This is a genomic window from Pseudomonas sp. RtIB026 (genome assembly GCF_016861355.2).
In the GTDB taxonomy this organism is placed as follows: Bacteria; Pseudomonadota; Gammaproteobacteria; order Pseudomonadales; family Pseudomonadaceae; genus Aquipseudomonas; species Aquipseudomonas peradeniyensis.
The window spans coordinates 5,577,763-5,603,880 of record NZ_AP023348.2 but is presented as its reverse complement, the minus strand read 5'-3'; the positions used below and the strand labels follow the sequence as shown (position 1 = coordinate 5,603,880).

The 26,118-nt window shown below is 64.3% G+C and carries 28 protein-coding genes; 27 read left to right on the top strand and 1 reads right to left on the bottom strand.

Annotation, left to right across the window (positions count from 1 at the left end; translation table 11 throughout):
• Positions 1-41: 41 nt before the first annotated feature.
• The 6 genes from queA (at position 42) to PRtIB026_RS25090 (ending at position 6,114) form a co-directional block, all read left to right on the top strand.
• Positions 42-1,091: a tRNA preQ1(34) S-adenosylmethionine ribosyltransferase-isomerase QueA gene (queA, locus tag PRtIB026_RS25115; RefSeq protein ID WP_203650703.1), complete on the top strand. Its 1,050-nt coding sequence runs from the start codon at positions 42-44 to the stop codon at positions 1,089-1,091.
• 14 nt (positions 1,092-1,105) lie between these two features.
• Positions 1,106-2,221: a tRNA guanosine(34) transglycosylase Tgt gene (gene tgt / locus PRtIB026_RS25110; protein ID WP_023629281.1), complete on the top strand. Its 1,116-nt coding sequence runs from the start codon at positions 1,106-1,108 to the stop codon at positions 2,219-2,221.
• Positions 2,222-2,264: 43 nt separating this feature from the next.
• A complete protein-coding gene (yajC, locus tag PRtIB026_RS25105; protein ID WP_110735801.1) occupies positions 2,265-2,600 on the top strand; it encodes a preprotein translocase subunit YajC in 336 nt (111 codons plus the stop codon).
• 64 nt (positions 2,601-2,664) lie between these two features.
• Positions 2,665-4,527 carry a protein translocase subunit SecD gene (gene secD, locus PRtIB026_RS25100; RefSeq protein ID WP_203650709.1) on the top strand — a complete coding sequence of 621 codons (1,863 nt, stop codon included), beginning with the start codon at positions 2,665-2,667 and terminating at the stop codon, positions 4,525-4,527.
• A gap of 10 nt (positions 4,528-4,537) precedes the next feature.
• On the top strand, positions 4,538-5,446 hold the full coding sequence (gene secF / locus PRtIB026_RS25095; protein WP_110735797.1) for a protein translocase subunit SecF: 909 nt from the start codon (positions 4,538-4,540) through the stop codon (positions 5,444-5,446).
• A gap of 119 nt (positions 5,447-5,565) precedes the next feature.
• Positions 5,566-6,114: a glycine zipper 2TM domain-containing protein gene (locus PRtIB026_RS25090; RefSeq protein ID WP_050704355.1), complete on the top strand. Its 549-nt coding sequence runs from the start codon at positions 5,566-5,568 to the stop codon at positions 6,112-6,114.
• 198 nt (positions 6,115-6,312) lie between these two features.
• On the opposite strand, the gene suhB is transcribed toward PRtIB026_RS25090, so the two are convergent.
• Entirely contained in the window at positions 6,313-7,131 is an 819-nt protein-coding gene (gene suhB, locus PRtIB026_RS25085) for an inositol-phosphate phosphatase (RefSeq protein WP_110735793.1), read from the bottom strand.
• 151 nt (positions 7,132-7,282) lie between these two features.
• Here suhB and trmJ point away from each other — a divergent pair, with 151 nt between their 5' ends.
• The 21 genes from trmJ to PRtIB026_RS24980 all read left to right on the top strand — a co-directional run bounded on the left by trmJ (position 7,283) and on the right by PRtIB026_RS24980 (position 26,066).
• Positions 7,283-8,038, top strand: a complete 756-nt coding sequence (gene trmJ / locus PRtIB026_RS25080; RefSeq protein WP_203650711.1) for a tRNA (cytosine(32)/uridine(32)-2'-O)-methyltransferase TrmJ — start codon at positions 7,283-7,285, stop codon at positions 8,036-8,038.
• 3 nt (positions 8,039-8,041) lie between these two features.
• Positions 8,042-8,830 (top strand): serine O-acetyltransferase, encoded by a 789-nt coding sequence (cysE, locus tag PRtIB026_RS25075; protein WP_028689587.1) that lies wholly within the window; start codon positions 8,042-8,044, stop codon positions 8,828-8,830.
• 168 nt (positions 8,831-8,998) lie between these two features.
• Positions 8,999-9,490, top strand: coding sequence for a Fe-S cluster assembly transcriptional regulator IscR (iscR, locus tag PRtIB026_RS25070; protein ID WP_050704358.1), 492 nt, complete (start codon positions 8,999-9,001; stop codon positions 9,488-9,490).
• Positions 9,491-9,534: 44 nt separating this feature from the next.
• Positions 9,535-10,749: an IscS subfamily cysteine desulfurase gene (locus PRtIB026_RS25065; protein ID WP_203650713.1), complete on the top strand. Its 1,215-nt coding sequence runs from the start codon at positions 9,535-9,537 to the stop codon at positions 10,747-10,749.
• Positions 10,750-10,795: 46 nt separating this feature from the next.
• The gene (gene iscU / locus PRtIB026_RS25060) at positions 10,796-11,182 is read left to right on the top strand and encodes a Fe-S cluster assembly scaffold IscU (protein ID WP_007929523.1); all 387 of its coding nucleotides are present in this window, start codon (positions 10,796-10,798) and stop codon (positions 11,180-11,182) included.
• A 28-nt stretch (positions 11,183-11,210) separates the two neighbouring features.
• Complete coding sequence (gene iscA / locus PRtIB026_RS25055) at positions 11,211-11,534, top strand: iron-sulfur cluster assembly protein IscA (RefSeq protein WP_023630636.1); 324 nt, start codon at positions 11,211-11,213, stop codon at positions 11,532-11,534.
• Positions 11,535-11,542: 8 nt separating this feature from the next.
• On the top strand, positions 11,543-12,064 hold the full coding sequence (gene hscB, locus PRtIB026_RS25050) for a co-chaperone HscB (RefSeq protein ID WP_110735787.1): 522 nt from the start codon (positions 11,543-11,545) through the stop codon (positions 12,062-12,064).
• A gap of 43 nt (positions 12,065-12,107) precedes the next feature.
• Positions 12,108-13,970, top strand: a complete 1,863-nt coding sequence (gene hscA / locus PRtIB026_RS25045; RefSeq protein WP_203650716.1) for a Fe-S protein assembly chaperone HscA — start codon at positions 12,108-12,110, stop codon at positions 13,968-13,970.
• Positions 13,971-13,973: 3 nt separating this feature from the next.
• Positions 13,974-14,315: an ISC system 2Fe-2S type ferredoxin gene (gene fdx / locus PRtIB026_RS25040; protein WP_028689592.1), complete on the top strand. Its 342-nt coding sequence runs from the start codon at positions 13,974-13,976 to the stop codon at positions 14,313-14,315.
• Positions 14,316-14,325: 10 nt separating this feature from the next.
• Complete coding sequence (gene iscX / locus PRtIB026_RS25035) at positions 14,326-14,526, top strand: Fe-S cluster assembly protein IscX (protein ID WP_028689593.1); 201 nt, start codon at positions 14,326-14,328, stop codon at positions 14,524-14,526.
• 89 nt (positions 14,527-14,615) lie between these two features.
• Positions 14,616-15,041 (top strand): nucleoside-diphosphate kinase, encoded by a 426-nt coding sequence (gene ndk, locus PRtIB026_RS25030; protein ID WP_008092560.1) that lies wholly within the window; start codon positions 14,616-14,618, stop codon positions 15,039-15,041.
• 28 nt (positions 15,042-15,069) lie between these two features.
• Positions 15,070-16,212, top strand: coding sequence for a 23S rRNA (adenine(2503)-C(2))-methyltransferase RlmN (gene rlmN / locus PRtIB026_RS25025; protein WP_028689594.1), 1,143 nt, complete (start codon positions 15,070-15,072; stop codon positions 16,210-16,212).
• 14 nt (positions 16,213-16,226) lie between these two features.
• The gene (pilW, locus tag PRtIB026_RS25020) at positions 16,227-16,988 is read left to right on the top strand and encodes a type IV pilus biogenesis/stability protein PilW (protein WP_203650719.1); all 762 of its coding nucleotides are present in this window, start codon (positions 16,227-16,229) and stop codon (positions 16,986-16,988) included.
• A complete protein-coding gene (locus tag PRtIB026_RS25015; RefSeq protein WP_203650720.1) occupies positions 16,985-18,016 on the top strand; it encodes a RodZ domain-containing protein in 1,032 nt (343 codons plus the stop codon). The genes pilW and PRtIB026_RS25015 overlap by 4 nt, the downstream gene beginning before the upstream one ends.
• Positions 18,017-18,019: 3 nt before the next feature.
• Positions 18,020-19,129: a flavodoxin-dependent (E)-4-hydroxy-3-methylbut-2-enyl-diphosphate synthase gene (ispG, locus tag PRtIB026_RS25010; protein WP_011532347.1), complete on the top strand. Its 1,110-nt coding sequence runs from the start codon at positions 18,020-18,022 to the stop codon at positions 19,127-19,129.
• A gap of 24 nt (positions 19,130-19,153) precedes the next feature.
• Entirely contained in the window at positions 19,154-20,440 is a 1,287-nt protein-coding gene (gene hisS / locus PRtIB026_RS25005; RefSeq protein ID WP_186712888.1) for a histidine--tRNA ligase, read from the top strand.
• Positions 20,441-20,478: 38 nt separating this feature from the next.
• Positions 20,479-21,120 (top strand): tetratricopeptide repeat protein, encoded by a 642-nt coding sequence (locus PRtIB026_RS25000; protein WP_203650721.1) that lies wholly within the window; start codon positions 20,479-20,481, stop codon positions 21,118-21,120.
• Positions 21,095-22,264: an outer membrane protein assembly factor BamB gene (gene bamB / locus PRtIB026_RS24995; RefSeq protein ID WP_189656930.1), complete on the top strand. Its 1,170-nt coding sequence runs from the start codon at positions 21,095-21,097 to the stop codon at positions 22,262-22,264. The genes PRtIB026_RS25000 and bamB overlap by 26 nt, the downstream gene beginning before the upstream one ends.
• Before the next feature lie 117 nt (positions 22,265-22,381).
• Positions 22,382-23,845 carry a ribosome biogenesis GTPase Der gene (gene der, locus PRtIB026_RS24990; protein WP_203650724.1) on the top strand — a complete coding sequence of 488 codons (1,464 nt, stop codon included), beginning with the start codon at positions 22,382-22,384 and terminating at the stop codon, positions 23,843-23,845.
• Positions 23,846-24,138: 293 nt separating this feature from the next.
• A complete protein-coding gene (locus PRtIB026_RS24985; protein WP_203650726.1) occupies positions 24,139-25,287 on the top strand; it encodes a pyridoxal phosphate-dependent aminotransferase in 1,149 nt (382 codons plus the stop codon).
• Positions 25,275-26,066 (top strand): amidohydrolase, encoded by a 792-nt coding sequence (locus PRtIB026_RS24980; RefSeq protein WP_203650728.1) that lies wholly within the window; start codon positions 25,275-25,277, stop codon positions 26,064-26,066. Before PRtIB026_RS24985 ends, PRtIB026_RS24980 begins: the two co-directional genes overlap by 13 nt.
• Positions 26,067-26,118: the final 52 nt, after the last annotated feature.

Genomic DNA, 26,118 nt, shown 5'->3' with positions numbered 1-26,118 from the left:
ATTGGGCTAAACTTTGCGGCCCTGTCGAACCGAACATCATCATGCGCGTCGCCGATTTTTCTTTCGAACTCCCCGATTCCCTGATCGCCCGCCATCCGCTGGCCGAGCGCCATGGCAGCCGCCTGCTGGTGCTCGATGGCCCCAGCGGCACGCTGGCCCACAAGCAGTTCACCGACCTGCTCGAGTACCTGCGCCCGGGCGACCTGATGGTGTTCAACAACACCCGGGTGATCCCGGCGCGCCTGTTCGGCCAGAAAGCCTCCGGCGGCAAGCTGGAAGTGCTGGTCGAGCGTGTGCTCGACAGCCACCGCGTGCTGGCCCACGTGCGCGCCAGCAAGGCGCCTAAGGAAGGCGCGCAGATCCTCATCGACGGCGGTGGCGAGGCCGAGATGGTGGCCCGCCATGACACGCTGTTCGAACTGCGCTTCAGCGAAGAGGTGCTGCCGCTGCTCGAGCGCGTCGGCCACATGCCGCTGCCGCCGTACATCGACCGTCCCGACGAGGGCGCCGACCGCGAGCGCTACCAGACCGTCTACGCCGAGCGCGCCGGCGCCGTGGCCGCGCCCACCGCCGGCCTGCATTTCGACGAAGCGCTGCTGGCGAAGATTGCCGCCAAGGGCGTCGAACGCGCCTTCGTCACCCTGCACGTGGGCGCCGGCACCTTCCAGCCGGTGCGGGTCGACAAGATCGAAGACCACACCATGCATAAAGAGTGGCTCGAAGTGAGCCAGGATGTGGTCGACGCCGTCGCCGCGTGCCGTGCCCGTGGTGGCCGGGTGATCGCCGTGGGCACCACCAGCGTGCGTTCGCTGGAGAGCGCGGCGCGCGATGGCGAGCTCAAGGCCTTCAGCGGCGACACCGACATCTTCATCTTCCCGGGCCGGCCGTTCCATGTGGTCGATTGCCTGGTCACCAACTTCCACCTGCCGGAGTCCACGCTGCTGATGCTGGTCTCGGCCTTCGCCGGTTACCCCGAGACCATGGCCGCCTACGCGGCGGCGGTCGAGAACGGGTACCGCTTCTTCAGTTACGGTGATGCCATGTTCATCACCCGCAATCCGGCGCCACGCGGCCCAGAGGATCAAGCATGAGTCGCACCTGTCGAATGTCGTTCGAACTGCTGGCCACCGACGGCAAGGCCCGTCGTGGCCGGCTGACCTTCCCCCGTGGCACCGTCGAGACCCCGGCGTTCATGCCGGTGGGCACCTACGGCACGGTCAAGGGCATGCTGCCGCGTGACATCGAGGCCATCGGCGCCGAGATCATTCTCGGCAACACCTTCCACCTGTGGCTGCGCCCGGGCACCGAGGTCATCAAGAAGCACAACGGCCTGCACGACTTCATGCAATGGAAAGGCCCTATCCTCACTGATTCCGGTGGTTTCCAGGTGTTCAGCCTGGGCGCCATGCGCAAGATCAAGGAGGAAGGCGTGACCTTCGCATCGCCAGTGGACGGTTCCAAGGTGTTCATGGGCCCCGAGGAGTCCATGCAGGTCCAGCGCGACCTGGGCTCGGACATCGTGATGATCTTCGACGAGTGCACCCCGTACCCGGCCGAGCACGACGTGGCGCGCACCTCCATGGAGCTTTCGCTGCGCTGGGCCCAGCGCTCGAAGAACGCCCACGGCGACAACACCGCGGCGCTGTTCGGCATCGTCCAGGGCGGCATGTACCAGGACCTGCGCATGCGCTCGCTGGAAGCGCTGGTCAACATCGACTTCGATGGCCTGGCCATCGGCGGCCTGTCGGTGGGCGAGCCCAAGCACGAGATGATCAAGGTGCTGGACTACCTGCCGGCGCAAATGCCTGCTGACAAACCTCGTTACCTTATGGGGGTAGGCAAGCCGGAAGATCTTGTAGAGGGTGTGCGCCGCGGCGTCGACATGTTCGACTGCGTGATGCCCACGCGCAATGCGCGCAACGGCCATCTGTTCGTCGACACCGGGGTGATCAAGATCCGCAACGCGTTCCATCGCCATGATGAATCGCCGCTGGATCCGACCTGCGATTGCTATACCTGCACCAACTTCTCCCGCGCTTATCTGCATCACCTGGACAAGTGCGGCGAAATGTTGAGCAGCATGCTGAATACCATCCACAACTTGCGCCATTACCAGCGCTTGATGGCCGGTTTACGCGAGGCTATTCAACAGGGTAAATTGGCCGCCTTTGTCGACGCCTTCTACGCCAAGCGCGGACTTCCTGTGCCGCCCTTGGACTGACTGTTCGCATCCATTATTAGAAAACATTCATTAGGAGTGCCCAATGAGCTTCTTGATTCCCGCCGCCTACGCGGACGCAGCAGCCCCAGCCGCCGGCCCAGCCGGTACCGGTTTCGAGTGGATCTTCCTGGTCGGTTTCCTGGTCATCTTCTACCTGATGATCTGGCGCCCGCAGGCCAAGCGTGCCAAAGAGCAGAAAAACCTGCTGAGCAACCTGCAAAAAGGTGACGAAGTGGTCACCAACGGCGGCATTGCCGGCAAGATCGTCAAGGTCGCCGACGACTTCGTGGTCCTGGAAGTGTCCGACAACGTCGAACTGAAGTTCCAGAAGGGCGCCATTGCCGCGACCCTGCCGAAAGGTACGCTCAAGGCTATCTGAGTTACCGGTTTCATTTTTCCAGTCGGGGCGCGCAAAGCGCCCCGCGTCTTGAACGGGCGGCGTGATGCTGAACAAATACCCTCTGTGGAAATACCTGCTGATCGTGGTGGTACTGGCGGTCGGCTTCATTTATTCCGCACCCAACCTCTACCCGGATGATCCGGCGGTGCAGATCAGCGGCGCCAGTTCCGCCCTGCATGTCAGCCAGGCCGACCTCGATCGCGTGACCAAGGCGCTGACCGATGCCGGCATCGCCGTCAAAGGCAGCAACCTGGGCGAGAAGGGCAGTGCGCTGGTGCGCCTGACCAACCAGGAAGCACAGCTGCCAGCCAAGGATGTGGCGCGCAAGGCCCTCGGCGACGACTATGTCGTGGCCCTGAACCTGGCCCAGACCACCCCGCAGTGGCTGCGCAACCTGGGTGCCAGCCCGATGAAGCTGGGCCTGGACCTGTCCGGTGGTGTGCACTTCCTGCTGGAAGTGGACATGGACAAGGCCATGACCGCTCGCATGAAAGTCTACGAAGGCGAGGTCAAGACCTTGCTGCGCAAAGAGCGCGTCCGCTACCGCAGCCTGCCCCAGCAGGACGGCGGCATCATGCTGGGCTTCGCCGACGATGCTACCCGCGAACAGGCCCGCAGCCTGATCCGCAAGAATTTCAATGACTTCGACCTGACCACCACCGAGCGCAACGAGCTCGCCGTGCTGCGTCTGGCGCTGACCCAGGCGAAAGTCGCCGAGATCCGCGAATACTCGATCAAGCAGAACCTGACCACCGTGCGTAACCGGGTCAACGAGCTGGGCGTGGCCGAGCCGCTGGTCCAGCGCCAGGGTGCCAACCGCATCGTGGTCGAGCTGCCGGGCGTGCAGGACACCGCCGAAGCCAAGCGTATCCTCGGCAAGACCGCCAACCTGGAGTTCCGCTTCGGCGCCGAGCCGGGTGCGTCCAAGGCTACCACCGAGGTGTTCGAGTTCCGCGAAGGCGGCCGCTCCGCCCCGGTCGAGCGCGGCCTGATCATCACCGGTGACCAGGTCACCGACGCCCAGGCCAGCTTCGACGAGCACGGTCGCCCGCAGGTGAACATCCGCCTCGACGGCCACGGTGGCGAGCTGATGAGCCGCGCCACCCGCACCAACGTCGGGCGCAGCATGGCGGTGATCTTCATCGAACAGAAGCCGGTCACCCGCTACCAGAAGCAGATGGTCGATGGCGTCGAGAAAGAAGTCGCGGTGCAGACCTTCCAGGAAGAGAAGAAGATCATCAGCCTGGCGACCATCCAGTCGCCGCTGGGCAGCCAGTTCCGCATCACCGGCCTGAACGGCCAGGGCGAGTCGTCCGAGCTGGCCCTGCTGCTGCGTGCCGGTGGCCTGGCCGCGCCGATGTACTTCGCCGAAGAACGTACTATCGGCCCAAGCCTGGGTGCCGACAACATCACCAAGGGTATCGACGCGTCCCTGTGGGGCATGCTGTTCGTCTCGCTGTTCATCATCGCTATCTACCGCGCCTTCGGCGTGCTGGCGACCATCGCCCTGGCGGGCAACATGGTGCTGCTGCTGGCGTTGATGTCGCTGCTGGGCGCTACCCTGACCCTGCCAGGTATCGCTGGTATCGTGCTGACCATGGGCATGGCGGTGGACGCCAACGTGCTGATCTTCTCGCGTATCCGCGAAGAGATCGCCGCCGGCATGTCGGTGCAGCGCGCCATCCACGAAGGTTTCAACCGCGCCTACTCGGCGATCGTCGACGCCAACCTGACCACTCTGCTGGTCGGCGGCATCCTGTTCGCCATGGGTACCGGCCCGGTCAAGGGCTTCGCGGTCACCATGTCCCTCGGGATTTTCACCTCGATGTTCACCGCCGTCATGGTGACCCGCGCACTGGTCAACCTGACCTGCGGCGGGCGTGACATCAAGAAGCTGTGGGTTTGAGGGAGCTGCGATGAAAACCATCAACTTCATGGGCGTGCGCAATGTCGCGTTCGCCATCACCGTGCTCCTCACCGTGCTGGCGCTGTTCAGCTGGTGGCACAAGGGTCTGAACTTCGGCCTGGACTTCACCGGTGGCACGCTGATCGAGCTCACCTACGAGCGTCCGGCGGACCTGGAAAAGGTCCGTACCGAACTGGTCGGTTCCGGCTTCCACGACGCCGTGGTGCAGAGCTTCGGCGCCACTACCGACCTGCTGGTGCGCATGCCGGGCGATGACCCGCAGCTGGGCAACCGCGTGGCCGAGGCGCTGCAGAAGATCGGCGGCGACAACCCGGCCACGGTCAAGCGTGTCGAGTTCGTTGGCCCGCAGGTGGGCGAGGAGCTGCGTGACCAGGGCGGCCTCGGCATGCTCCTGGCCCTGGGCGGCATCCTCATCTACCTGGCCTTCCGCTTCCAGTGGAAGTTCGCCGTGGGCGCGATCATCTCGCTGATCCACGACGTGGTGGTCACCCTGGGCATCCTGTCGTTCTTCCAGATCACCTTCGACCTGACGGTGCTGGCGGCGGTGCTGGCGATCATCGGCTACTCGCTCAACGACACCATCGTCGTGTTCGACCGGGTGCGCGAGAACTTCCGCGTGCTGCGCAAGGCCTCGCTGATCGAGAACATCAACATCTCGACCACCCAGACCCTGCTGCGGACCGTCGCCACCTCGGTGTCGACCTTGCTGGCCATCGCCGCGCTGCTGTTTTTCGGCGGCGACAACCTGTTCGGCTTCTCCCTGGCGCTGTTCATCGGTGTCATGGCGGGTACCTACTCGTCGATCTACATCGCCAACGTGGTGCTGATCTGGCTGAACCTGAGCAGCGAAGACCTGATCCCGCCGGTCAAGACCGAGGGTGTGGACGAGCGTCCGTAAGGCTTGTTCCGCGCCATTTGGCGTAAAGAGAGGCGCGAGTGTTGAACTCGCGCCTTTTTTTTTGCTCCAAGGCAGGGAGAAGGCGGGCCGGAGCCCGCGGGTACGATCAGGAGGTTCACGTGAACAAATCAATGCTGGTGGGTGCGGTTCTGGGTGCTGTCGGTGTGACTGCCGGAGGTGCTGTGGCGACCTACAGCTTGGTGAACAAAGGGCCTGAGTACGCCCAGGTCACCGACGTGCAGCCGATCAAGCAGCAAGTGAAGACGCCGCGTGAGGTCTGCAAGGATGTCACCGTGACGCGCCAGGCGCCGGTCAAGGACCAGCACCAGATTGCCGGTACGGTGGTCGGTGCCATCGCTGGTGGCCTGCTGGGCAACCAGATTGGCGGCGGTACCGGCAAGAAGATCGCCACCGTGGCCGGTGCGGTCGGTGGCGGCTATGCCGGCAACAAGGTGCAGGAAGGCATGCAGGAGCGTGATACCTACACCACCACGCAAACCCGCTGCAACACGGTCAATGACATCAGCGACAAGGTGGTGGGTTACAACGTGACCTATTCCATCGGTGACCAGGTGGGCAAGGTGAAGATGGATCACGAGCCGGGCTCGACCATCCCGCTGGACAAGAATGGCAAGTTGGTCCTGGGGCAGAACCAGCCGGGGCAGTAAGCGGCAAGTGCCCCCCCTGTAGGAGCGGCCTTGTGCCGCGAAAGGGGCGCGAAGCGGCCCCGGGATCTTCGGCATATATCAAGATTGCCGGGGCTGCTTCGCAGCCCTTTCGCGGCACAAGGCCGCTCCTGCAGGCCATCGTGCAGGCACAAAAAAAGCACCTCGAGAGGTGCTTTTTTTGTGCTCGGCAATCGGTGCTTAGCGCTTCATGTGCTCCGGCAGGTGCGGCTGGATAGCAGTCAGCACAGCCTTGAAGCACTTGATGTTGCCCGCGACGATGTGGCCCTTCTCGAGGAAGTCGTGGCCACCGTTGAAGTCGCTCACCAGGCCACCGGCTTCCTGGATCAGCAGCACGCCTGCGGCCATGTCCCACTCGGACAGGCCCGACTCCCAGAAGGCGTCGAAGCGGCCGGCGGCTACATAAGCGAGGTCCAGGCTGGCGGAGCCGGCGCGGCGGATGCCGGCGGTCTGGCCGGTCAGGGCGCGGAACATGCCCAGGTAGTTGTCCAGGTCGGCCATCTGGTTGTCACGGAACGGGAAGCCGGTACCCAGCAGCGCGCCTTCCAGGCTGGTGCGCGAGCTGACGCGCAGGCGGCGGCCGTTGATCTGGGCGCCACGGCCACGGCTGGCGGTGAATTCTTCCTGGCGAACCGGGTCGACGATCACGGCGTGCTCGAGGCGACCGCGGTATTTACAGGCGATGCTGACGGCGAAGTGCGGAATGCCGCGCAGGAAGTTGGTGGTGCCGTCCAGCGGATCGATGATCCACAGGTAATCCTTGCCTTCTTCACCGCTGCCTGCATGCAGGCCGGTCTCTTCGCCCTGGATCGAGTGGTTCGGGTAGGCCTTGCGCAGGGCCTCGACGATGACCTTCTCGGCGGCGCGATCAACCTCGGACACGTAGTCCTTGGACTGCTTTTCGTCGACTTTGATGCTATCCAGGCGTTCGATGGAGCGGAAAATCAGTTCACTGGCGCTGCGAGCCGCGCGCAGGGCGATATTCAGCATAGGCTGCATGGGAAGGTCACCTGGAGATGTTAAAGAGGAAAGCCGATCATTCTAGCAGAAATCTTTGACGACAGAAGTGTCACATTTGCTTTCATGGCGTTACGCTGGTCGGTTCTGTAAGATCGAACCCTCCTGTTTCCGCATCCGAGAGCACGACACCTTGCTGCAAAATATTCGTGTTGTTCTGGTCAATACCAGCCACCCCGGCAACATCGGCGGCGCTGCGCGTGCCATGAAAAACATGGGCCTGTCGCGCCTGGTGCTGGTGCAGCCAAAAGAGTTTCCGGCCGCGGACGCCAGCGCCCGCGCCTCGGGCGCCGACGACGTGCTGGACAACGCCCAGGTGGTCGACAGCCTCGAGCAGGCGCTGGTCGGCTGCAGCCTGGTCATGGGCACCAGCGCCCGTGAGCGCAGCATCCCCTGGCCGTTGATCGACCCGCGCGAGTGCGGGGCGAAGGCCGTGGCCCAGGCCATGGGCGGCGAAGAGATCGCCCTGGTGTTCGGGCGCGAGCACGCCGGCCTGACCAACGAAGAACTGCAGCGATGTCACTTCCACGTGCACATTCCCTCGAACCCCGACTTCAGCTCGCTGAATCTGGCCGCCGCCGTCCAGGTGCTCTCCTATGAGGTGCGCATGGCCTGGCTGGCAGGGCAGGGCGCGGCGGCGAAGGTCGAGAAGGTCGAAGCCAGCGAGCTGGCGACCATGGACGAAATGGAGCTGTTCTACGACCACCTGGAAAAGACCCTGGTGGACATCGGCTTCCTCGATCCCGAGAAACCCAAGCACCTGATGGCGCGCCTGCGCCGGCTGTATGGGCGAAGCTCGGTCGAGCGTCCGGAAATGAGCATTTTGCGCGGCATTCTTACCGAGACCCAGAAGGTCGCACGGGGCGAGCCGCATAAAAGGAAGGACTGACAGATGTTCGAGCGTCTGCGTGAAGATATCCAGAGCGTTTTCCATCGTGACCCGGCGGCGCGCAACGCCTTCGAGGTCCTGACCTGCTACCCGGGGATGCATGCCATCTGGCTGCACCGCCTGGGCAATGCCCTGTGGCGGCGCGATTTCAAATGGCTGGCGCGGCTGGTGTCGAACTTCGGTCGCTGGATGACCGGTATCGAGATCCACCCGGGGGCGACCATCGGCCGGCGTTTCTTCATCGACCACGGCATGGGCATCGTCATCGGCGAGACCGCCGAGATCGGTGACGACGTGACCCTGTACCAGGGCGTAACCCTCGGTGGCACCAGCTGGAACAAGGGCAAGCGTCACCCGACCCTGGAAAACGGCGTGGTGGTCGGTGCCGGGGCCAAGGTGCTGGGGCCGTTCACCGTCGGCGCCGGGGCCAAGATCGGCTCCAATGCCGTGGTCACCAAGGCGGTGCCGGCCGGCGCCACGGCGGTGGGGATTCCGGGGCGGATCATCGTCAAGACCGAGGATGACGCCGTCGAGGCCAAGCGCAAGGCCATGGCCGAGAAGATCGGTTTCGACGCCTATGGCGTCAGCGGCGACATGCCCGACCCGGTGGCCCGCGCCATCGGCCAGATGCTCGACCACCTGCAGGCCGTCGACGAGCGCCTGGAGGGGATGTGCGGCGCGCTGACCCGGATGGGCAGTGACTACTGTGCCAAGGAGCTGCCGGCGCTGCCCGACGACGACTTCGCCGCGGCCTGCGCCGAACTGAAGCAGGGCGACACTCAGTCGCATTGATTGCGCTCTGCCGACACAAGGGGCGTGTGCTTGCGCCCCTTGTCTGCTACACTCGCGCCCGCCTCCCGCATGCATACCCGACTAAAGCACTAGGTCTAATAGTTGACTTAAATGCTCGGGAATCGCATACTCGCACACATCCTGTAACTCCCGTGGTACCCATACGCCATGCGACTGACTACCAAAGGCCGATACGCCGTGACCGCCATGCTCGACCTGGCGTTGCACGCGCAGCATGGGCCGGTGTCTTTGGCCGATATTTCCGAGCGCCAGGGCATCTCCCTCTCTTATCTGGAACAGCTGTTCGCCAAGCTGCGCCGCAGCAGCCTGGTCTCCAGCGTTCGCGGTCCGGGCGGCGGCTACCAGCTGTCGCGGGGCATGGAAACCATCCAGGTGGCCCAGGTCATCGACGCGGTCAACGAATCGGTCGATGCCACCCGTTGCCAGGGCCTGGGGGACTGCCACGCCGGTGATACCTGCCTGACTCACCACCTGTGGTGCGACCTGAGCCAGCAGATCCATGAATTCCTCAGTGGCATCAGCCTGGCCGACCTCGTCATGCGCCGCGAGGTGCAGGAAGTCGCCCAGCGCCAGGACCTGCGCCGCGTCGCAGGTCGAGTTGCCCAGCTGGACAAGATTGAGACGTCCGCCGTCGACTGAAACCGCAGCGACGAGCGACGCCACCGCCTGATAGGAGATACTCAATGAAGTTGCCGATCTACCTCGATTACTCCGCGACCACGCCGGTCGATCCCCGTGTCGCCCAGAAGATGGCCGAGTGCCTGCTGGTCGACGGGAACTTCGGCAACCCGGCCTCGCGCTCCCACGTGTTCGGCTGGAAGGCCGAGGAAGCAGTCGAGAACGGCCGCCGCCAGGTCGCCGAACTGATCAACGCCGACCCGCGCGAGATCGTCTGGACCAGCGGTGCCACCGAGTCCGACAACCTCGCCCTGAAGGGCGTGGCGCACTTCTATCAGACCAAGGGCAAGCACATCATCACCTCCAAGATCGAGCACAAGGCGGTCCTGGACACCGCTCGCCAGCTCGAGCGTGAAGGTTTCGAAGTCACTTACCTCGAGCCCGGCGAAGACGGCATCGTCACCCCGGCCATGGTCGAAGCCGTGCTGCGCGACGACACCATCCTGGTCTCGCTGATGCACGTGAACAACGAAGTCGGCTCGATCAACGACATCGCCGCCATCGGTGAACTGACCCGCTCGCGCGGCGTCTTGTTCCACGTCGATGCCGCCCAGTCGGCCGGCCGCGTCGAGATCGACCTGCAGAAGCTGAAGGTCGACCTGATGTCGTTCTCCGCGCACAAGGTCTACGGCCCGAAAGGCATCGGCGCGCTGTACGTCAGCCGCAAGCCGCGCGTGCGCCTGGAAGCCATCATTCACGGCGGTGGCCATGAGCGCGGCATGCGTTCGGGCACCCTGCCGACCCACCAGATCGTCGGCATGGGCGAAGCCTTCGCCATCGCCAAGCAGGAAATGGCCGCTGAAAACGTGCGCATCAAGGCCCTGAGCGACCGCTTCTTCAAGCAGGTCTCGGACCTCGAGGAGCTGTACGTCAACGGCAGCCAGACCCAGCGCGTGCCGCACAACCTGAACCTGAGCTTCAACTACGTCGAGGGCGAGTCGCTGCTGATGTCGCTGAAGGACATCGCCGTTTCGTCCGGTTCGGCCTGCACCTCCGCTTCGCTCGAGCCGTCCTACGTCCTGCGCGCCCTGGGTCGCAACGACGAACTGGCGCACAGCTCGATCCGCTTCTCCTTCGGCCGCTTCACCACCGAAGAAGAAGTCGACTACGCCGCGCAGGAAGTCTGCAAGGCCGTGAACAAGCTGCGTGAATTGTCGCCGCTGTGGGACATGTACAAAGACGGCGTCGACATCTCCAAGATCGAGTGGGCCGCCCACTAAGCAGTCGCCGGCAAGAGCGGCTCCCTGATGAGGAAGGAATTGCACCATGGCATACAGTGAAAAGGTCATCGACCACTACGAAAACCCACGCAACGTCGGCAAGATGAATGCCGAGGATCCGGATGTCGGTACCGGCATGGTCGGCGCTCCAGCGTGCGGCGACGTGATGCGTCTGCAGATCAAGGTCAACGAGCAAGGCATCATCGAAGACGCCAAGTTCAAGACCTACGGCTGCGGTTCGGCCATCGCCTCCAGCTCCCTCGCCACCGAGTGGATGAAGGGCAAGACCCTGGACGAAGCCGAAACCATCAAGAACACCCAGCTGGCTGAAGAGCTGGCACTGCCGCCGGTCAAGATCCACTGCTCCGTGCTCGCCGAAGATGCCATCAAGGCCGCTGTTCGCGATTACAAGCAGAAGAAAGGCTTGATCTAAGTCGACTGTCGCGAGGTAAGGAGTTCCGATGGCTATCAGCATGACAGAAGCCGCCGCCAACCACATTCGCCGCTCCCTCGACGGGCGCGGCAAGGGTGAGGGCATTCGCCTGGGCGTGCGCACCACCGGCTGCTCGGGCCTGGCCTATGTGCTGGAGTTCGTCGACGAGCTCGCCGCCGAAGACCAGGTGTTCGAGAACCATGGCGTGAAGGTCATCATCGACCCGAAAAGCCTGGTCTACCTCGACGGCACCGAGCTGGACTTCGTCAAGGAAGGGTTGAACGAAGGCTTCAAGTTCAACAACCCCAACGTGCGCGGTGAGTGTGGCTGCGGCGAAAGCTTCAACGTCTGAGGCTGGCCGTGGGTACTCCTTGTCATTTCGCCCTGTTTGAGCTGCAACCCGGTTTTCGCCTGGACCTCGACAAACTGGCTGTTCGCTACCGCGAGCTGGCCCGCGAGGTCCATCCGGACCGTTTCGCCGACGCTTCCGAGCGCGAGCAGCGCGTAGCCCTGGAAAAGTCGGCGGCCCTCAACGACGCCTACCAGACCTTACGCAGCGCGCCGCGCCGGGCCCGCTACCTGCTGGCCATCGGCGGCCACGAGGTGCCCCAGGAAGTCACCGTGCACGACCCGGACTTCCTGTTGCAGCAGATGCAGTGGCGCGAAGAGCTCGAAGAGCTGCAGGACGAAGCCGACCTCGACGGCGTCGCCGTGTTCAAGAAGCGCCTCAAGGTCGCCCAGGACACGCTGAACGAGGATTTCGCCGCCTGCTGGGATGTTGCTGCAGAGCGTGAGCAGGCCGAGCGCCTGATGCGCCGCATGCAGTTCCTCGACAAGCTCGCCCAAGAAGTGCGCCAACTCGAAGAGCGCCTCGACGATTAACCCCGGCGTTGCCCGTGATGACGCCTAAGGTACTCAGATAAGCATGGCCCTACTGCAGATCGCCGAACCCGGTCAGAGCCCCCAGCCGCACCAGCGCCGCCTGGCGGTGGGCATCGACCTGGGCACCACCAATTCTCTCGTCGCCGCCGTGCGCAGCGGGCGCAGCGAGCCGCTGCCCGATGCCCAGGGTAGTGTCATCCTGCCGTCCGCCGTGCGTTATCTCGACAACGCTGTCGAAGTCGGCCTGGCCGCGCGCGAGGCTGCCCCCAGCGACCCGCTCAACAGCATCCTGTCGGTCAAGCGCCTGATGGGGCGCGGCCTGGCGGACGTCAAGCAGCTGGGCGAGCAACTGCCGTACCGTTTTGTCGGCGGTGAATCGCACATGCCGTTCATCGACACGGTCCAGGGCCCGAAAAGCCCGGTGCAAGTGTCGGCCGATATTCTCAAGGTGCTGCGTCAGCGCGCCGAGCAAACCCTAGGTGGCGAGCTGGTCGGCGCGGTAATCACCGTGCCGGCCTATTTCGACGACGCCCAGCGCCAGGCCACCAAGGATGCGGCCAAGCTGGCCGGCCTCAATGTCCTGCGCTTGCTCAACGAACCGACCGCTGCTGCCGTGGCCTATGGCCTGGACCAGGATGCCGAAGGCGTCGTGGCGATTTTCGACCTGGGCGGCGGCACCTTCGATATCTCCATCCTGCGCCTGACTGCCGGTGTCTTCGAGGTGCTGGCCACCGGTGGTGACACCGCCCTGGGTGGCGATGACTTCGACCATGCCATCGCTGGCTGGATCATCGAGCAGGCCGATTTGTCCGCCGACCTCGATCCGGCCACCCAGCGCCTGCTGCTGCAGACCGCTTGCGCGGCCAAGGAAGCCTTGACCGACAGTGACGCCGTCGGCGTCCAGCATGGTGCCTGGCAGGGCGAGCTGACCCGTGCCGCCTTTGAAGCCATGATCGAACCGATGATCGCCCGCAGCCTCAAGGCCTGCCGCCGCGCCGTGCGCGACAGCGGCATCGAGCTGGAAGAGGTCGGCGCGGTGGTCATGGTCGGTGGTTCGACCCGCGTGCCGCGTGTGCGCGAGGCGGTCGGCGCGCTGTTCGGCCGTACCCCGCTGACCTCGATCGACCCGGACCAGGTGGTGGCCATCGGCGCTGCCATCCAGGCTGATACCCTCGCCGGCAACCGCCGCGAAGGCGGTGAGCTGCTGCTGCTCGACGTCATCCCGCTGTCCCTGGGTCTTGAGACCATGGGCGGGCTGATGGAGAAGGTGATCCCGCGCAACACCACCATTCCGGTGGCCCGCGCCCAGGAGTTCACGACTTACAAAGATGGCCAGTCGGCCATGATGATCCACGTGCTGCAGGGCGAGCGCGAGCTGATCAGCGACTGCCGTTCCCTGGCGCGCTTCGAGCTGCGCGGCATCCCGGCCATGGTCGCGGGCGCGGCGAAGATCCGCGTGACCTTCCAGGTCGACGCCGACGGCCTGCTCAGCGTCGCGGCCCGCGAACTGGGTTCGGGGGTGGAGTCGAGCATTCAGGTCAAGCCGTCCTACGGCCTGACCGACGGCGAGATCGCCCGCATGCTCAAGGACTCCTTCGAGCACGCCGGCTCCGACAAGCATGCGCGCCAGCTGCGCGAGCACCAGGTCGATGCCGAGCGCCTGCTCGAGGCGGTGCAGGGCGCCCTGGACGCCGATGGCGAGCGCCTGCTCAGCAGTGACGAGCGCGACGCGATCGAATTCCAGATGCAAGAACTACGTGATTTGCTGACCGGCACCGATGGCGCCGCCATCGAGCAACAGACCAAGCGTCTGTCGCAGGTGACCGATGCATTTGCCGCCCGTCGCCTTGATTCGACGGTCAAAGCCGCACTGGCCGGGCGCAACCTGAATGAGATCGAGGAGTAACCGATGCCGCTGGTGACATTCCTGCCGCATGAGAAGTTCTGCCCCGAGGGGTTGACCGTGGAAGTGCCGACCGGGACCAACATCCTGGAACTGGCCCACGACCATCACATCGAGATGGAAAGCGCCTGCGGCGGCGTCAAGGCCTGCACCACCTGCCATTGCATCATCCGCAAGGGCTTTGACTCCCTTGAAGAAGCGGACGAGCTCGAAGAGGACATGCTGGACAAGGCCTGGGGCCTGGAGGCGCAGTCGCGCCTGGGCTGCCAGGTGGTCGTCGGCGATGAGGACCTCACCATCGAGATCCCCAAATATTCGCTCAACCACGCCGCCGAAGCGCCGCACTGAGGGCCTGTACATGAGTCTGAAATGGGTTGATGTACTTGAGATCGCCATCCAGCTTGCGGAAAGCAAGCCCGAGGTCGATCCTCATTACGTGAATTTCGTCGATCTGCGCGCGTGGGTCATGGCTCTGCCGGACTTCGATGACGATCCGTCGCGTTGCGGCGAGAAGGTTCTCGAGGCCATCCAGGCGGCCTGGATCGAAGAAGCCGACTGAGCGCACGCCGCAGGTTAGGCAATCCCCTGGAACCCGCGTATAATTCGCGGGTTTAATTTTTCGCAACACTCATATTTCTGGAGTTTTCCATGGCTGTTCAACGTACTTTCTCGATCATCAAGCCTGACGCCGTCGCTAAAAACGTCATCGGCAAGATCACCACTCGCTTCGAAGAAGCCGGCCTGAAAATCGTCGCTTCGAAAATCAAGCAACTGTCCAAGGCCGAAGCCGAAGGCTTCTACGCCGAGCACAGCGCTCGTGGCTTCTTCGGTGACCTGGTTGCCTTCATGACTTCGGGCCCTGTCGTTGTTCAGGTTCTGGAAGGCGAAAACGCCATCGCTCTGAACCGTGAGCTGATGGGCGCCACCAACCCTAAAGAAGCTGCTGCCGGCACCATCCGTGCTGACTTCGCCGAGTCGATCGACGCCAACGCCGTTCACGGTTCGGACTCCGAAGCTGCCGCTGCTCGCGAAATCGCTTACTTCTTCGCTGCTACCGAGGTAACCACTCGCTAAGCGAAAGCTTACGGGTGAGGGTGAATCCATGACGACATCGACTGACAAGATCAACCTGCTGGGGCTGACCCTGGCGGAAATGGAACAGTTCTTCGACTCAATCGGGGAGAAGCGCTTCCGTGCCGGTCAGGTGATGAAATGGATTCACCATTTTGGCGTCGATGATTTCGCCGCCATGACCAATGTCGGCAAGGTCTTGCGCGAAAAGCTCGAGGCCGTTGCCGAGATTCGCGGTCCGGAGGTGGTCAGTGAAGACATTTCCGCCGACGGTACCCGCAAGTGGGTGGTCCGCGTTGCCTCCGGCAGCTGCGTCGAGACCGTCTACATCCCCACCGACGATCGCGGCACCCTGTGCGTGTCGTCGCAAGCCGGCTGTGCCCTGGACTGCAGCTTCTGCTCCACCGGCAAGCAAGGCTTCAACAGCAACCTCACCGCCGCCGAAGTGATCGGCCAGGTGTGGCTTGCCAACAAATCCTTCGGGACCGTCCCGGCCAAGATCGACCGCGCCATCACCAACGTGGTCATGATGGGCATGGGCGAACCCCTGCTGAATTTCGACAATGTCATCGCCGCCATGAAGATCATGATGGAAGATCTGGGCTATGGCATTTCCAAGCGTCGCGTCACCCTGTCCACCTCGGGCGTGGTGCCGATGATCGACGAGCTGGCCAAGCACATCGACGTGTCGCTGGCCCTGTCGCTGCACGCGCCGAACGACGAACTGCGCAACAAGCTGGTGCCGATCAACAAGAAGTACCCGCTGAAGATGCTGCTGGAGTCGTGCATGGGCTACATGTCCACCCTCGGCGGCAAGCGCGTGCTGACCATCGAGTACACCCTGCTCAAGGATGTCAACGACCAGCCCGAGCATGCCGCGCAGATGATCGAACTGCTGCGTGATGTGCCGTGCAAGATCAACCTGATCCCGTTCAACCCGTTCCCGCATTCGGGCTACGAGCGACCGAGCAACAATGCCATCCGTCGCTTCCAGGACCTGCTGCACCACGGCGGCTTCAACGTGACCACCCGCACCACCCGCGGTGACGACATCGACGCCGCCTGCGGTCAGCTGGTGGGTCAGGTCAACGACCGTACCCGCCGCAGCGAGCGCTACATCGCCGTACGTCAGCTGGCTGCCGACGAGCCGCAAGACAGCGCTGCGCGCCCCTGACGAGCACCTGCCCCATGAGCCTGCGCGCCGCGCTGTCGATCCTGACGCTTTCGCTGCTGGCCGGCTGCGTGTCCGGCGGCGCGGGCGACCCCCTGGCCAGCCGCCAGGGGCGTGAGGCGGCGGGGCAGGCCTACGTGCAGTTGGGGCTGGGGTATTTGCAACAAGGTTTGACCGAGCGCGCCAAGGCGCCGCTGGGCAAGGCCCTGGCCCTGGACGCCCGTGACGCCGAGGCTCATGCAGCACTGGCCCTGGTGTTCCAGGCCGAGGATGAGCCCGCATTGGCCGGCGAGCACTTCGCCAAGGCCTTGGCCATCCGCCCGGATGACACACGAATCCGCAACAATTACGGCAGTTTCCTATATGCTCAGGGCCGTTTCGACGAAGCCCGGGCGATGTTCCTCCAGGCTGGGGCCGATACCCTGTATCCTGAGCGTTCCCGCGTGTACGAGAACCTGGGGCTCACCGCCCTGAAGCAGGGGCAGGGTGATCAGGCGCGTGCCTACCTGGAAAAAGCCCTTCGGCTCAATCCGCGGCAACCGAAGGCATTGCTCGAAATGGCTGAGTTGTCCTACGAAAACAGGCATTATGTGCCGGCCCGGGATTACTACGATCGATTCAGCCAGCTGAGTGACCAGGATGCCCGCAGCCTGCTGCTCGGCCATCGCCTGGCACTCGCCCTCGACGAACAGGGCACCGCGACCCGTTTGGGCCAGCAATTACAACGACTTTATCCCGGTACGCCGGAATATCAGCAATACCTGTCGGAGCAACGATGAAAGCCGCGCACACTGAAGTAGCAGCAGCGACTCGCCAGAACCCCGGTGATGTCTTGCGCCAGGCCCGCGAAAAACGCGAATGGAGCCAGGCCGAGGTCGCTCGCAAGCTCAACCTCACGGTATCTTCGCTGAACAACCTGGAAAACGGCGCCTTCGACAAGCTGCCCGGGCACACCTTCGCCCGTGGCTACATCCGCGCCTACGCCAAGCTGATGGACATGGACCAGGCGCCCCTGGTCGAGGCCTTCGACCAGATCACCGGCACCCACGCCCAGGGCAGCGAAGTGCACGCCCTCGGCCGCATCGAAGAGCCGGTACGCCTGTCGCACAATATCCTGCGGGTGGTCAGCCTGTTGCTGCTGGTCGCGGTGGTCGGCGGTGGCTTCTTCTGGTGGCAGGACCAGAGCAGCCTGCGCGGCAAGGACCTGGCCAAGATCGCCCTGGAGCACGTCGAGGTCGAGAGCGCCGACGGCACCACGCAGATTCATCCGCTGGACGAGCCGGAAGACCAGGCCGTGAGCGAAGGCCAGCAGCCCGAGGGCCAGGCCCTGCCACTGGAGCCGAACGCTACCGAGCAGGCGCCGGTCACCGAGGCCCAGGCGCCAGTTGCGCCTGTGGCACCCGCTGCGCCAGCCACCAGCGCCGCACCGGCACCGACGGTCGCCGCACCTGTGGCACCGGTTGTCGCGCCAACCGCTCCTGCAGTGGCCGCGCCTGTCGCCGCCGCGCCAGCCGCCCCCGTCGCTTCGAGCGCACCGGCTGCGCCCGCTGAAGTCGCCCCGGCCGGCAGCGCCAAGGTTCATATCCAATTCACCGCCGATTGCTGGACCCAGGTCACCGACGGCAACGGCAAGGTGCTGTTCAGCGCCATCAAGCGCAAGGGCGACAACCTGGAACTGACCGGCAAGCCACCGTTCGCGGTGCGCCTGGGCTTCGCCCGCGGCGCCCAGGTGAGCTACAACGGCCAGGCGGTCGATGTCGCCCCGTTCACCAGTGGCGAAACCGCTCGCCTGAAGTTGGGACAGTAAGTCATGCACGGCGAATCTCCGATCAAACGTCGCGAATCCCGCAAAATCTGGGTCGGCAATGTGCCGGTGGGTGGCGATGCGCCCATCGCGGTGCAGAGCATGACCAACACCGACACCAACGATGTCGCCGCCACCGTGGCGCAGATCCAGCGCCTGGTCGATGCCGGCGTGGACATCGTGCGGGTCTCGGTGCCGGACATGGACGCCGCCGAGGCGTTCGGCAAGATCAAGAAGCTGGTCAGCGTGCCGCTGGTCGCCGACATCCACTTCGACTACAAGATCGCCCTGCGCGTGGCCGAACTGGGCGTCGACTGCCTGCGCATCAACCCGGGCAACATCGGCCGTGAAGACCGTGTGCGCGCCGTGGTCGACGCGGCCCGCGACCGCGGCATCCCGATCCGCATCGGCGTCAACGCCGGTTCCCTGGAAAAGGACCTGCAGAAGAAGTACGGCGAGCCCACCCCGGCGGCGCTGGTCGAGTCGGCGCTGCGCCATGTCGAGCACCTCGACCGCCTGGACTTCCAGGACTTCAAGGTCAGCGTCAAGGCCTCCGACGTGTTCATGGCCGTCGAGGCCTACCGCCTGCTGGCCAAGCAGATCATCCAGCCGCTGCACCTGGGGATCACCGAAGCCGGCGGCCTGCGCTCGGGGACGGTGAAATCCGCCGTCGGCCTAGGTATGCTGCTGGCCGAAGGCATCGGTGACACCATCCGCATCTCCCTGGCCGCCGATCCGGTCGAGGAAGTGAAGGTCGGCTACGACATCCTCAAGTCGCTGCACCTGCGTTCCCGTGGCATCAACTTCATCGCCTGCCCGAGCTGCTCGCGGCAGAACTTCGATGTGGTCAAGACCATGAACGAACTGGAAGGGCGCCTGGAAGACCTGCTGGTACCGCTGGACGTGGCGGTGATCGGCTGCGTGGTCAACGGCCCGGGCGAGGCCAAGGAATCGCACGTGGGCCTGACCGGCGGCACGCCGAACCTGGTCTACATCGATGGCAAGCCATCGCAGAAGCTGAACAACGACAACCTGGTCGACGAGCTGGAAAAGCTCATCCGCCAGAAAGCGGCCGAGAAGGCCGAGGCCGACGCGGCGCTGATCGCCCGCGGCTGAGACACAGATTCGTAAGGACTACTCGTGAGCAAATCGCTGCAAGCCATTCGTGGCATGAACGACATCCTGCCCGACCAGTCGCCGCTGTGGCGCTATTTCGAGGGCACCGTGGCCGGCTTGCTGGACAGCTACGGCTACAGCCAGATCCGCACGCCGATCGTCGAGTTCACCGAGCTGTTCAAGCGCTCGATCGGTGAAGTCACCGATATCGTCGAGAAAGAGATGTACACCTTCCAGGACAACAAGGACTCGCTTACCTTGCGTCCGGAAGGCACCGCCGCTTGCGTGCGCGCAGTGCTCGAGCACGGCATCATCGGTAATGGCCAGGTGCAGAAACTCTGGTACGTGGGCCCGATGTTCCGCCACGAGCGCCCGCAACTGGGACGCTACCGCCAGTTCCACCAGATCGGTGTCGAGGTGTTCAACCTGGCCGGCCCCGATATCGACGCCGAACTGATCATGCTCACCTGGCGCCTCTGGGCGTTGCTGGGTATTCAGGACGCGGTGACCCTGGAGCTCAACAGCCTGGGCACCAGCGAAGCCCGCGCGCGCTATCGTGATGCACTGGTCGAATTCCTGTCCCAGCGCATTGATCAGTTGGACGAAGACAGTCAGCGCCGCCTGAAGAGCAATCCGCTGCGTATCCTCGACAGCAAGAACGAAGGCACCCAGGCCGCCCTGGTAGGCGCGCCGAAGCTCGAAGAGTACCTGGACGAAGAGTCCCGCGTGCACTTCGATGGCGTGAAGGCCCGTCTTGACGCTGCCGGCATCCCGTTCGTGATCAACACCAAGCTGGTGCGCGGCCTGGATTACTACAGCAAGACCGTGTTCGAGTGGGTCACCGACAAGCTCGGTGCCCAGGGCACGGTCTGCGCCGGTGGGCGCTACGATGGCCTGGTCGAGCAGATGGGCGGCAAGCCGACCGCCGGCGTTGGCTTTGCCATGGGGATCGAGCGTCTGCTGCTGCTGATCGAAACCCTGGGCCAGGTGCCTGAGTCGATCAGCCGTACCATCGACGTTTACCTGTGCGCCTTTGGCGAGCAGGCGGAGCTGGCTGGTCTGAAGATCAGCGAGCAACTGCGTGATCGTCTGCCGAACCTGCGCCTGGCAGTCAATGCCGGTGGCGGCAACTTCAAGAACCAGTTCAAGAAAGCCGACAAGAGCGGCGCGCTGTTCGCGCTGATTCTGGGCGACGACGAGCTCGAGAAGCAGCAGATCGGCCTGAAGCCCCTGCGTGGCCAGGGCGAACAACAGAACATTGCCTGGGATGCGCTTGCCGCGCACCTGGAAACCGCGATCGCCCAGGCGTGACGCGGTCTGACAACGAATAGGCGAATAGGAGTATTGGGGTGTCGAGTACCGATGATGAGAGCCTGGCAGCAGCCAAGGACTGGTGGAACCGCAACGGCAAGCCGCTGCTGACCGGCGCCCTGCTGGCCGGCGTGGTGGTGTTGGGCTGGCAGACCTGGCACAAGTACCAGGCCAACCAGTCCCAGGGCGCCTCGGTGCTGTATCAGGCGCTGCTGGAAACCTCGTTGACGCCTGACGGCAAGCCCGACGCGAGCAAGGTTGCCGAGCTTTCCGGCAAGCTCAAGAGCGAGTTCGGCGGTACCGCCTACGCCCAGTACGGCAGCCTGTTCGTGGCCAAGGTCGCGGTCGAGAGCGGCAAGCTGGACGATGCGGCCAGCGAGCTCAAGGGCGTGCTGGACAAGCCGGCCGACGCCACCCTCGGCGAGATCTCGCGCCAGCGCCTGGCCCGCGTGCTCGCGGCCCAGGACAAGGCCGAGGACGCGCTCAAGCTGCTCGACGGCGACACCGACAAGGCCTTCCTGGCCAGCCGCGAAGAACTCAAGGGCGACCTGCTGGTACAGCTGGGCCGCGCCGACGACGCGCACAGCGCCTACGAAAAAGCCAAGGCCGCGCTGTCCGACGACGCCGCGATCGGTGGCCTGCAACTGAAGCTGGATGACCTGGCCAAAGGGGACGCCTGAAGTGAAGGGTTGGAAACAAGCAGCAGTGCTCACCCTCGCCGTGCTGGCGGCGGGTTGCAGCAGCAACAGCAAGAAGGAACTGCCCCCGGCCGAGCTGACCAAGTTCACCGAGGAAGTGGTGCTGAAGAAGCAGTGGAGCCGTTCGATCGGTGACGGCCAGGGTGAGACCTACAACACCCTGGTACCGGCCATCGAGAACGACCGCATCTACGCCTCCGACGTCAACGGCGAGGTCTTCGCGCTGAACCGCATCACCGGCGACGTGGTGTGGAAGAAGGACCTCGAGCTGCCGGTTTCCGGCGCCGTGGGCGTGGGCTACGGCCTGGTCATGCTGGGTACCCTCAAAGGCGAGGTCATCGCCCTGGATTCCAGCACCGGCGAGGAGCGCTGGCGCTCGCGCGTCAGCAGCGAAGTGCTGGCGCCGCCGGCCAACAACGGCGACGTGGTGGTGGTACAGACCCAGGACGACCGTCTGGTCGGCTTCGACGCCGCCACCGGCGACCGTCGCTGGATCTACGAGAACAGCCCGGCCGTGCTGACCCTGCGCGGCACCGGCGCGCCGGTGGTGACCAACCGCCTGGCCGTGGCCGGCCTGTCCACCGGCAAGGTGGTGGCGGTCGACATCAGCAACGGCGTGCCGGTGTGGGAGAGCCGCGTGGCGATTCCGCAGGGCCGTTCCGAGCTGGACCGGGTGGTGGACATCGACGGCGGCCTGCTGCTGTCCGGTGGTACCCTGTACGTCGGCACCTACCAGGGTCGCGTCGCCGGCCTGGAGCTGGAAAGCGGTCGCGTGCTGTGGCAGCGCGATGCCTCCAGCTACGTGGGTGTCGCCCAGGGCTTCGGCAACGTCTACGTAAGCGAAGCGTCGGGTACCGTGCAAAGCGTCGACGAGCGTTCCTCCAGCTCGCTGTGGAGCAACGACTCGATGGCTCGCCGTCAGCTGTCGGCGCCGGAAGTGTTCTCCAGCTATGTGGCGGTGGGCGACTTCGAAGGTTACCTGCACCTGCTCAGCCAGGTCGATGGCCGCTTCGTCGGCCGTGAGCGTATCGACAGCGATGGCCTGCGCGCCCGACCCCTGGTGGTCGGCGACACCATCTACGTCTTCGGCAACAGCGGCAAGCTCGAGGCACTGACCATCCGCTGAAGCTATGCTTGAGCTCGCTCGCGGGCTCAGGCCGCGGCGCATGAAGCGCCGCCCGAACTCCGGCCGCTGCCTTGCAGCGGCCTTTGCATTTTCAAGAATTCAAGAGTGGAGAGCCGCATGGTTCCCGTAATCGCCCTGGTGGGCCGGCCGAACGTCGGTAAATCCACCATGTTCAACCGCCTGACCAAGACCCGCGACGCCATCGTCGGTGACCTGTCGGGCCTGACCCGTGACCGCCAGTACGGCGATGCCAGCTGGCAGGGTCGTTCGTACATCCTCATCGACACCGGCGGTATCACCGGTGACGAAGTGGGCATGGACGAGAAGATGGCCGAGCAGTCGCTGATGGCCATCGAGGAAGCCGACTACGTGCTGTTCCTGGTCGATGCCCGTGCCGGCATGACCGCCGCCGACCAGATGATCGCCGATCACCTGCGCAAGCGGAACAAGGAAGCGATCCTGGTCGCCAACAAGATCGACAACATCGACCCCGATATCGCCCGCGCCGAGTTCTCGCCGCTGGGCATGGGCAACGCCATTCCGGTGGCGGGCTCCCAGGGCCGTGGTATCAACGCCCTGATGGAGTCGCTGCTCGGCCATATTCCCCGTGATCCCGAGGAAGAAGCCCTCGACGAGGATGTCGCCGAAGGCGAGGAAGCCACGCGCATCCCCGGCCCGAGCGAGAAAGACGGTATCAAGATCGCCATCATCGGCCGCCCCAACGTGGGCAAGTCGACCCTGGTCAACCGCATGCTCGGCGAAGAGCGCGTGGTGGTGTACGACCAGCCGGGCACCACCCGCGACAGTATCTACATCCCGTTCGAGCGTGATGGCGAGAAGTACACCTTCATCGACACCGCCGGCGTGCGCAAGCGCGGCAAGATCCACGAGGAAGTCGAGAAGTTCTCGGTGGTGAAGACCCTGCAGGCGATCAAGGACGCCAACGTGGTGATCTTCGTCATGGACGCCCGCGAAGGCGTGGTCGACCACGACCTCAACCTGCTGGGCTTCGCCCTGGACGCCGGCCGCGCCGTGGTCATCGCCCTGAACAAGTGGGACGGCATGGAGTCGGGTGAGCGCGACTACGTGAAGACCGAGCTGGAACGCCGGCTGTTCTTCGTCGACTTCGCCGACATCCACTTCATCTCGGCGCTGCACGGCACCGGCGTGGGCCACCTGTACAAGTCGGTGCAGGCCGCGTTCAAGTCGGCGGTCACCCGCTGGCCGACCAGCCGCCTGACACAGATCCTCGAAGACGCCATCAGCGTGCACCAGCCGCCGCTGGTCAACGGTCGCCGGATCAAGCTGCGCTATGCCCACCTCGGTGGTGCCAACCCGCCGCTGATCGTGATCCACGGCAACCAGACCGACAAGATCCCCAACTCCTACTCGCGTTACCTGGAGAACACCTACCGGCGGGTGCTCAAGCTGGTCGGCACGCCGATCCGCATCGAGTACAAGGGCGGTGACAACCCGTTCGAGGGCAAGAAAAACACCCTCACCGATCGTCAGGTCAACAAGAAGCGTCGCCTGATGTCGCACCACAAGAAGGCCGAGAAGAAGCGTCGCGACAAGCGTTAACAACCGCTTGGCGTGCCTTCCCAGGCCGTGCGCCCCCTGTAGGAGCGGCCTTGTGCCGCGAAAGGGCTGCGTAGCAGCCCCAGGGTTCAGAATGCGCTGCAAGGAAGCCGGGGCTGCTTTGCAGCCCTTTCGCGGCACAAGGCCGCTCCTACAGGGATGTGCGTAAATCCTGATCTCCCCCTACACGTTGACCCACCGCAATCCCCCTATTGTTTCAACCTTTTTCCTGACTGCTCGATCCGCTATGCTCGGACCCAACCCCGTGCCGGACAAACCCCAGGAAAGAGGGCTCCATGATCCGCAGCAAACTGCCGAACGTCGGCACGACCATCTTCACCACCATGTCGCAACTGGCCATGCAGACCGGTGCGCTCAACCTCTCCCAGGGCTTCCCTGACTTCAACGGCCCCCAGGCCTTGCTCGATGCCGTCGGTCGCCATGTGGCCGCCGGGCACAACCAGTACTCGCCCATGACCGGCCTGCCGGCACTGCGTCAGCAGGTGGCGGCGAAGATTACCCGGCTGTACGGCGCGAATGTCGATGCCGACCAGGAAGTGACCATCACCCCCGGTGCCACCGAGGCGATCTTCTGCGCCATCCAGGCGGTCATCCATGCCGGCGACGAGGTGATCGTCTTCGACCCCAGCTACGACAGCTACGAGCCGTCCGTGGAACTGGCCGGCGGGCGCTGCGTGCATGTGCCGCTGACCGACGGCAGCTTCGGCATCGACTGGCAGAAATTCAGCGATGCCCTGAGCCCGCGCACGCGCATGGTCATCCTCAACTCGCCGCACAATCCCAGCGGCGCGCTGATCAGCCGCGACGACCTGGACCAACTGGCCAGGCTGATCGGTGACCGCGATATCTACCTGATCAGCGACGAGGTCTACGAGCATCTGATCTACGACGGCGTGCGCCATGCAAGCGTGCTGGCCCACCCGCAGCTCTATTCGCGGGCGTTCGTGGTCAGCTCGTTCGGCAAGACCTACCACGTCACCGGCTGGAAGACTGGCTATGTGGTTGCCCCGCCGGCCCTCAGCGCGGAACTGCGCAAGGTGCACCAGTACGTCAACTTCTGCGGCGTGACCCCCTTGCAGTGCGCCCTGGCCGACTTCATGGCCGAGCACCCCGAGCATATCGACGAGCTGCCGGCCTTCTACCAGGCCAAGCGCGACCTGTTCTGCGACCTGCTGCAGGCCTCGCGTTTCACCTTCACCCGTACGCCGGGCACCTATTTCCAACTGGTGGACTATTCGCAGATCCGGCCCGACCTGAACGATGTCGACATGGCCCTGTGGCTGACCCGTGAGCATGGCGTGGCCAGCATCCCGGTGTCGGTGTTCTACCAGCAACCCATCCCCGAGCAACGCCTGGTGCGCCTGTGCTTTGCCAAACGCGAGGAGACGCTGCGCCAGGCAGCGGAGAAACTATGCGCGATCTGAGCCAACTGCCGAACCTGAAAATCGCCCTGGTGCAGACCACCCTGGCCTGGCACGACCGCGAGGCCAACTATGCGCACTTCGAGGAACTGATCGGGCAGGCCGGCGAGGTGGACCTGGTGGTCCTGCCGGAAATGTTCACCACCGGTTTCTCGATGGAGTCCGAAAGCCTGGCGGAGCCGGAGAACGGCCCGACCTACAAGTGGCTCAAGGCCCAGGCGAAGAAAGCCAACGCGGTGATCACCGGCAGCGTGATCATCCAGGCCGCCGACGGCAGCCACCGTAACCGGCTGCTGTGGGCACGGCCCGACGGTGAGATCCTGCACTACGACAAACGCCACCTGTTCCGCATGGCCGGCGAGCACAAGCACTACACCCCGGGCGAGCGCCAGGTGCAGTTCGAGCTCAAGGGTTGGCGGATCCGCCCGCTGATCTGCTACGACCTGCGCTTCCCGGTGTGGAGCCGCGACGCCCAGGACACCGACTTGCTGCTGTACACCGCCAACTGGCCGGCGGCGCGGCGCCTGCACTGGAACCGCCTGCTGCCGGCGCGGGGCATCGAGAACCTGTGCTTCGTCGCGGCGGTGAACCGGGTGGGCACCGATGGCAAGGGCTTCGCCTATTCCGGCGACAGCCAGGTGCTGGACTTCCAGGGCGAGAGCCTGCTGAGCGCGGGTGAGGCCGACGGGGTGTTCACCGTGGTGCTGCGGGCTGCGGAGCTGGCAGCGTACCGGGCGCGGTTCCCGGCGAACCTGGATGCCGATACCTTCGAGTTGCATTGATCATCGGTGTCGCCTTCTTCGCGGGTAAACCCGCTCCCACAGGATCTTCGAA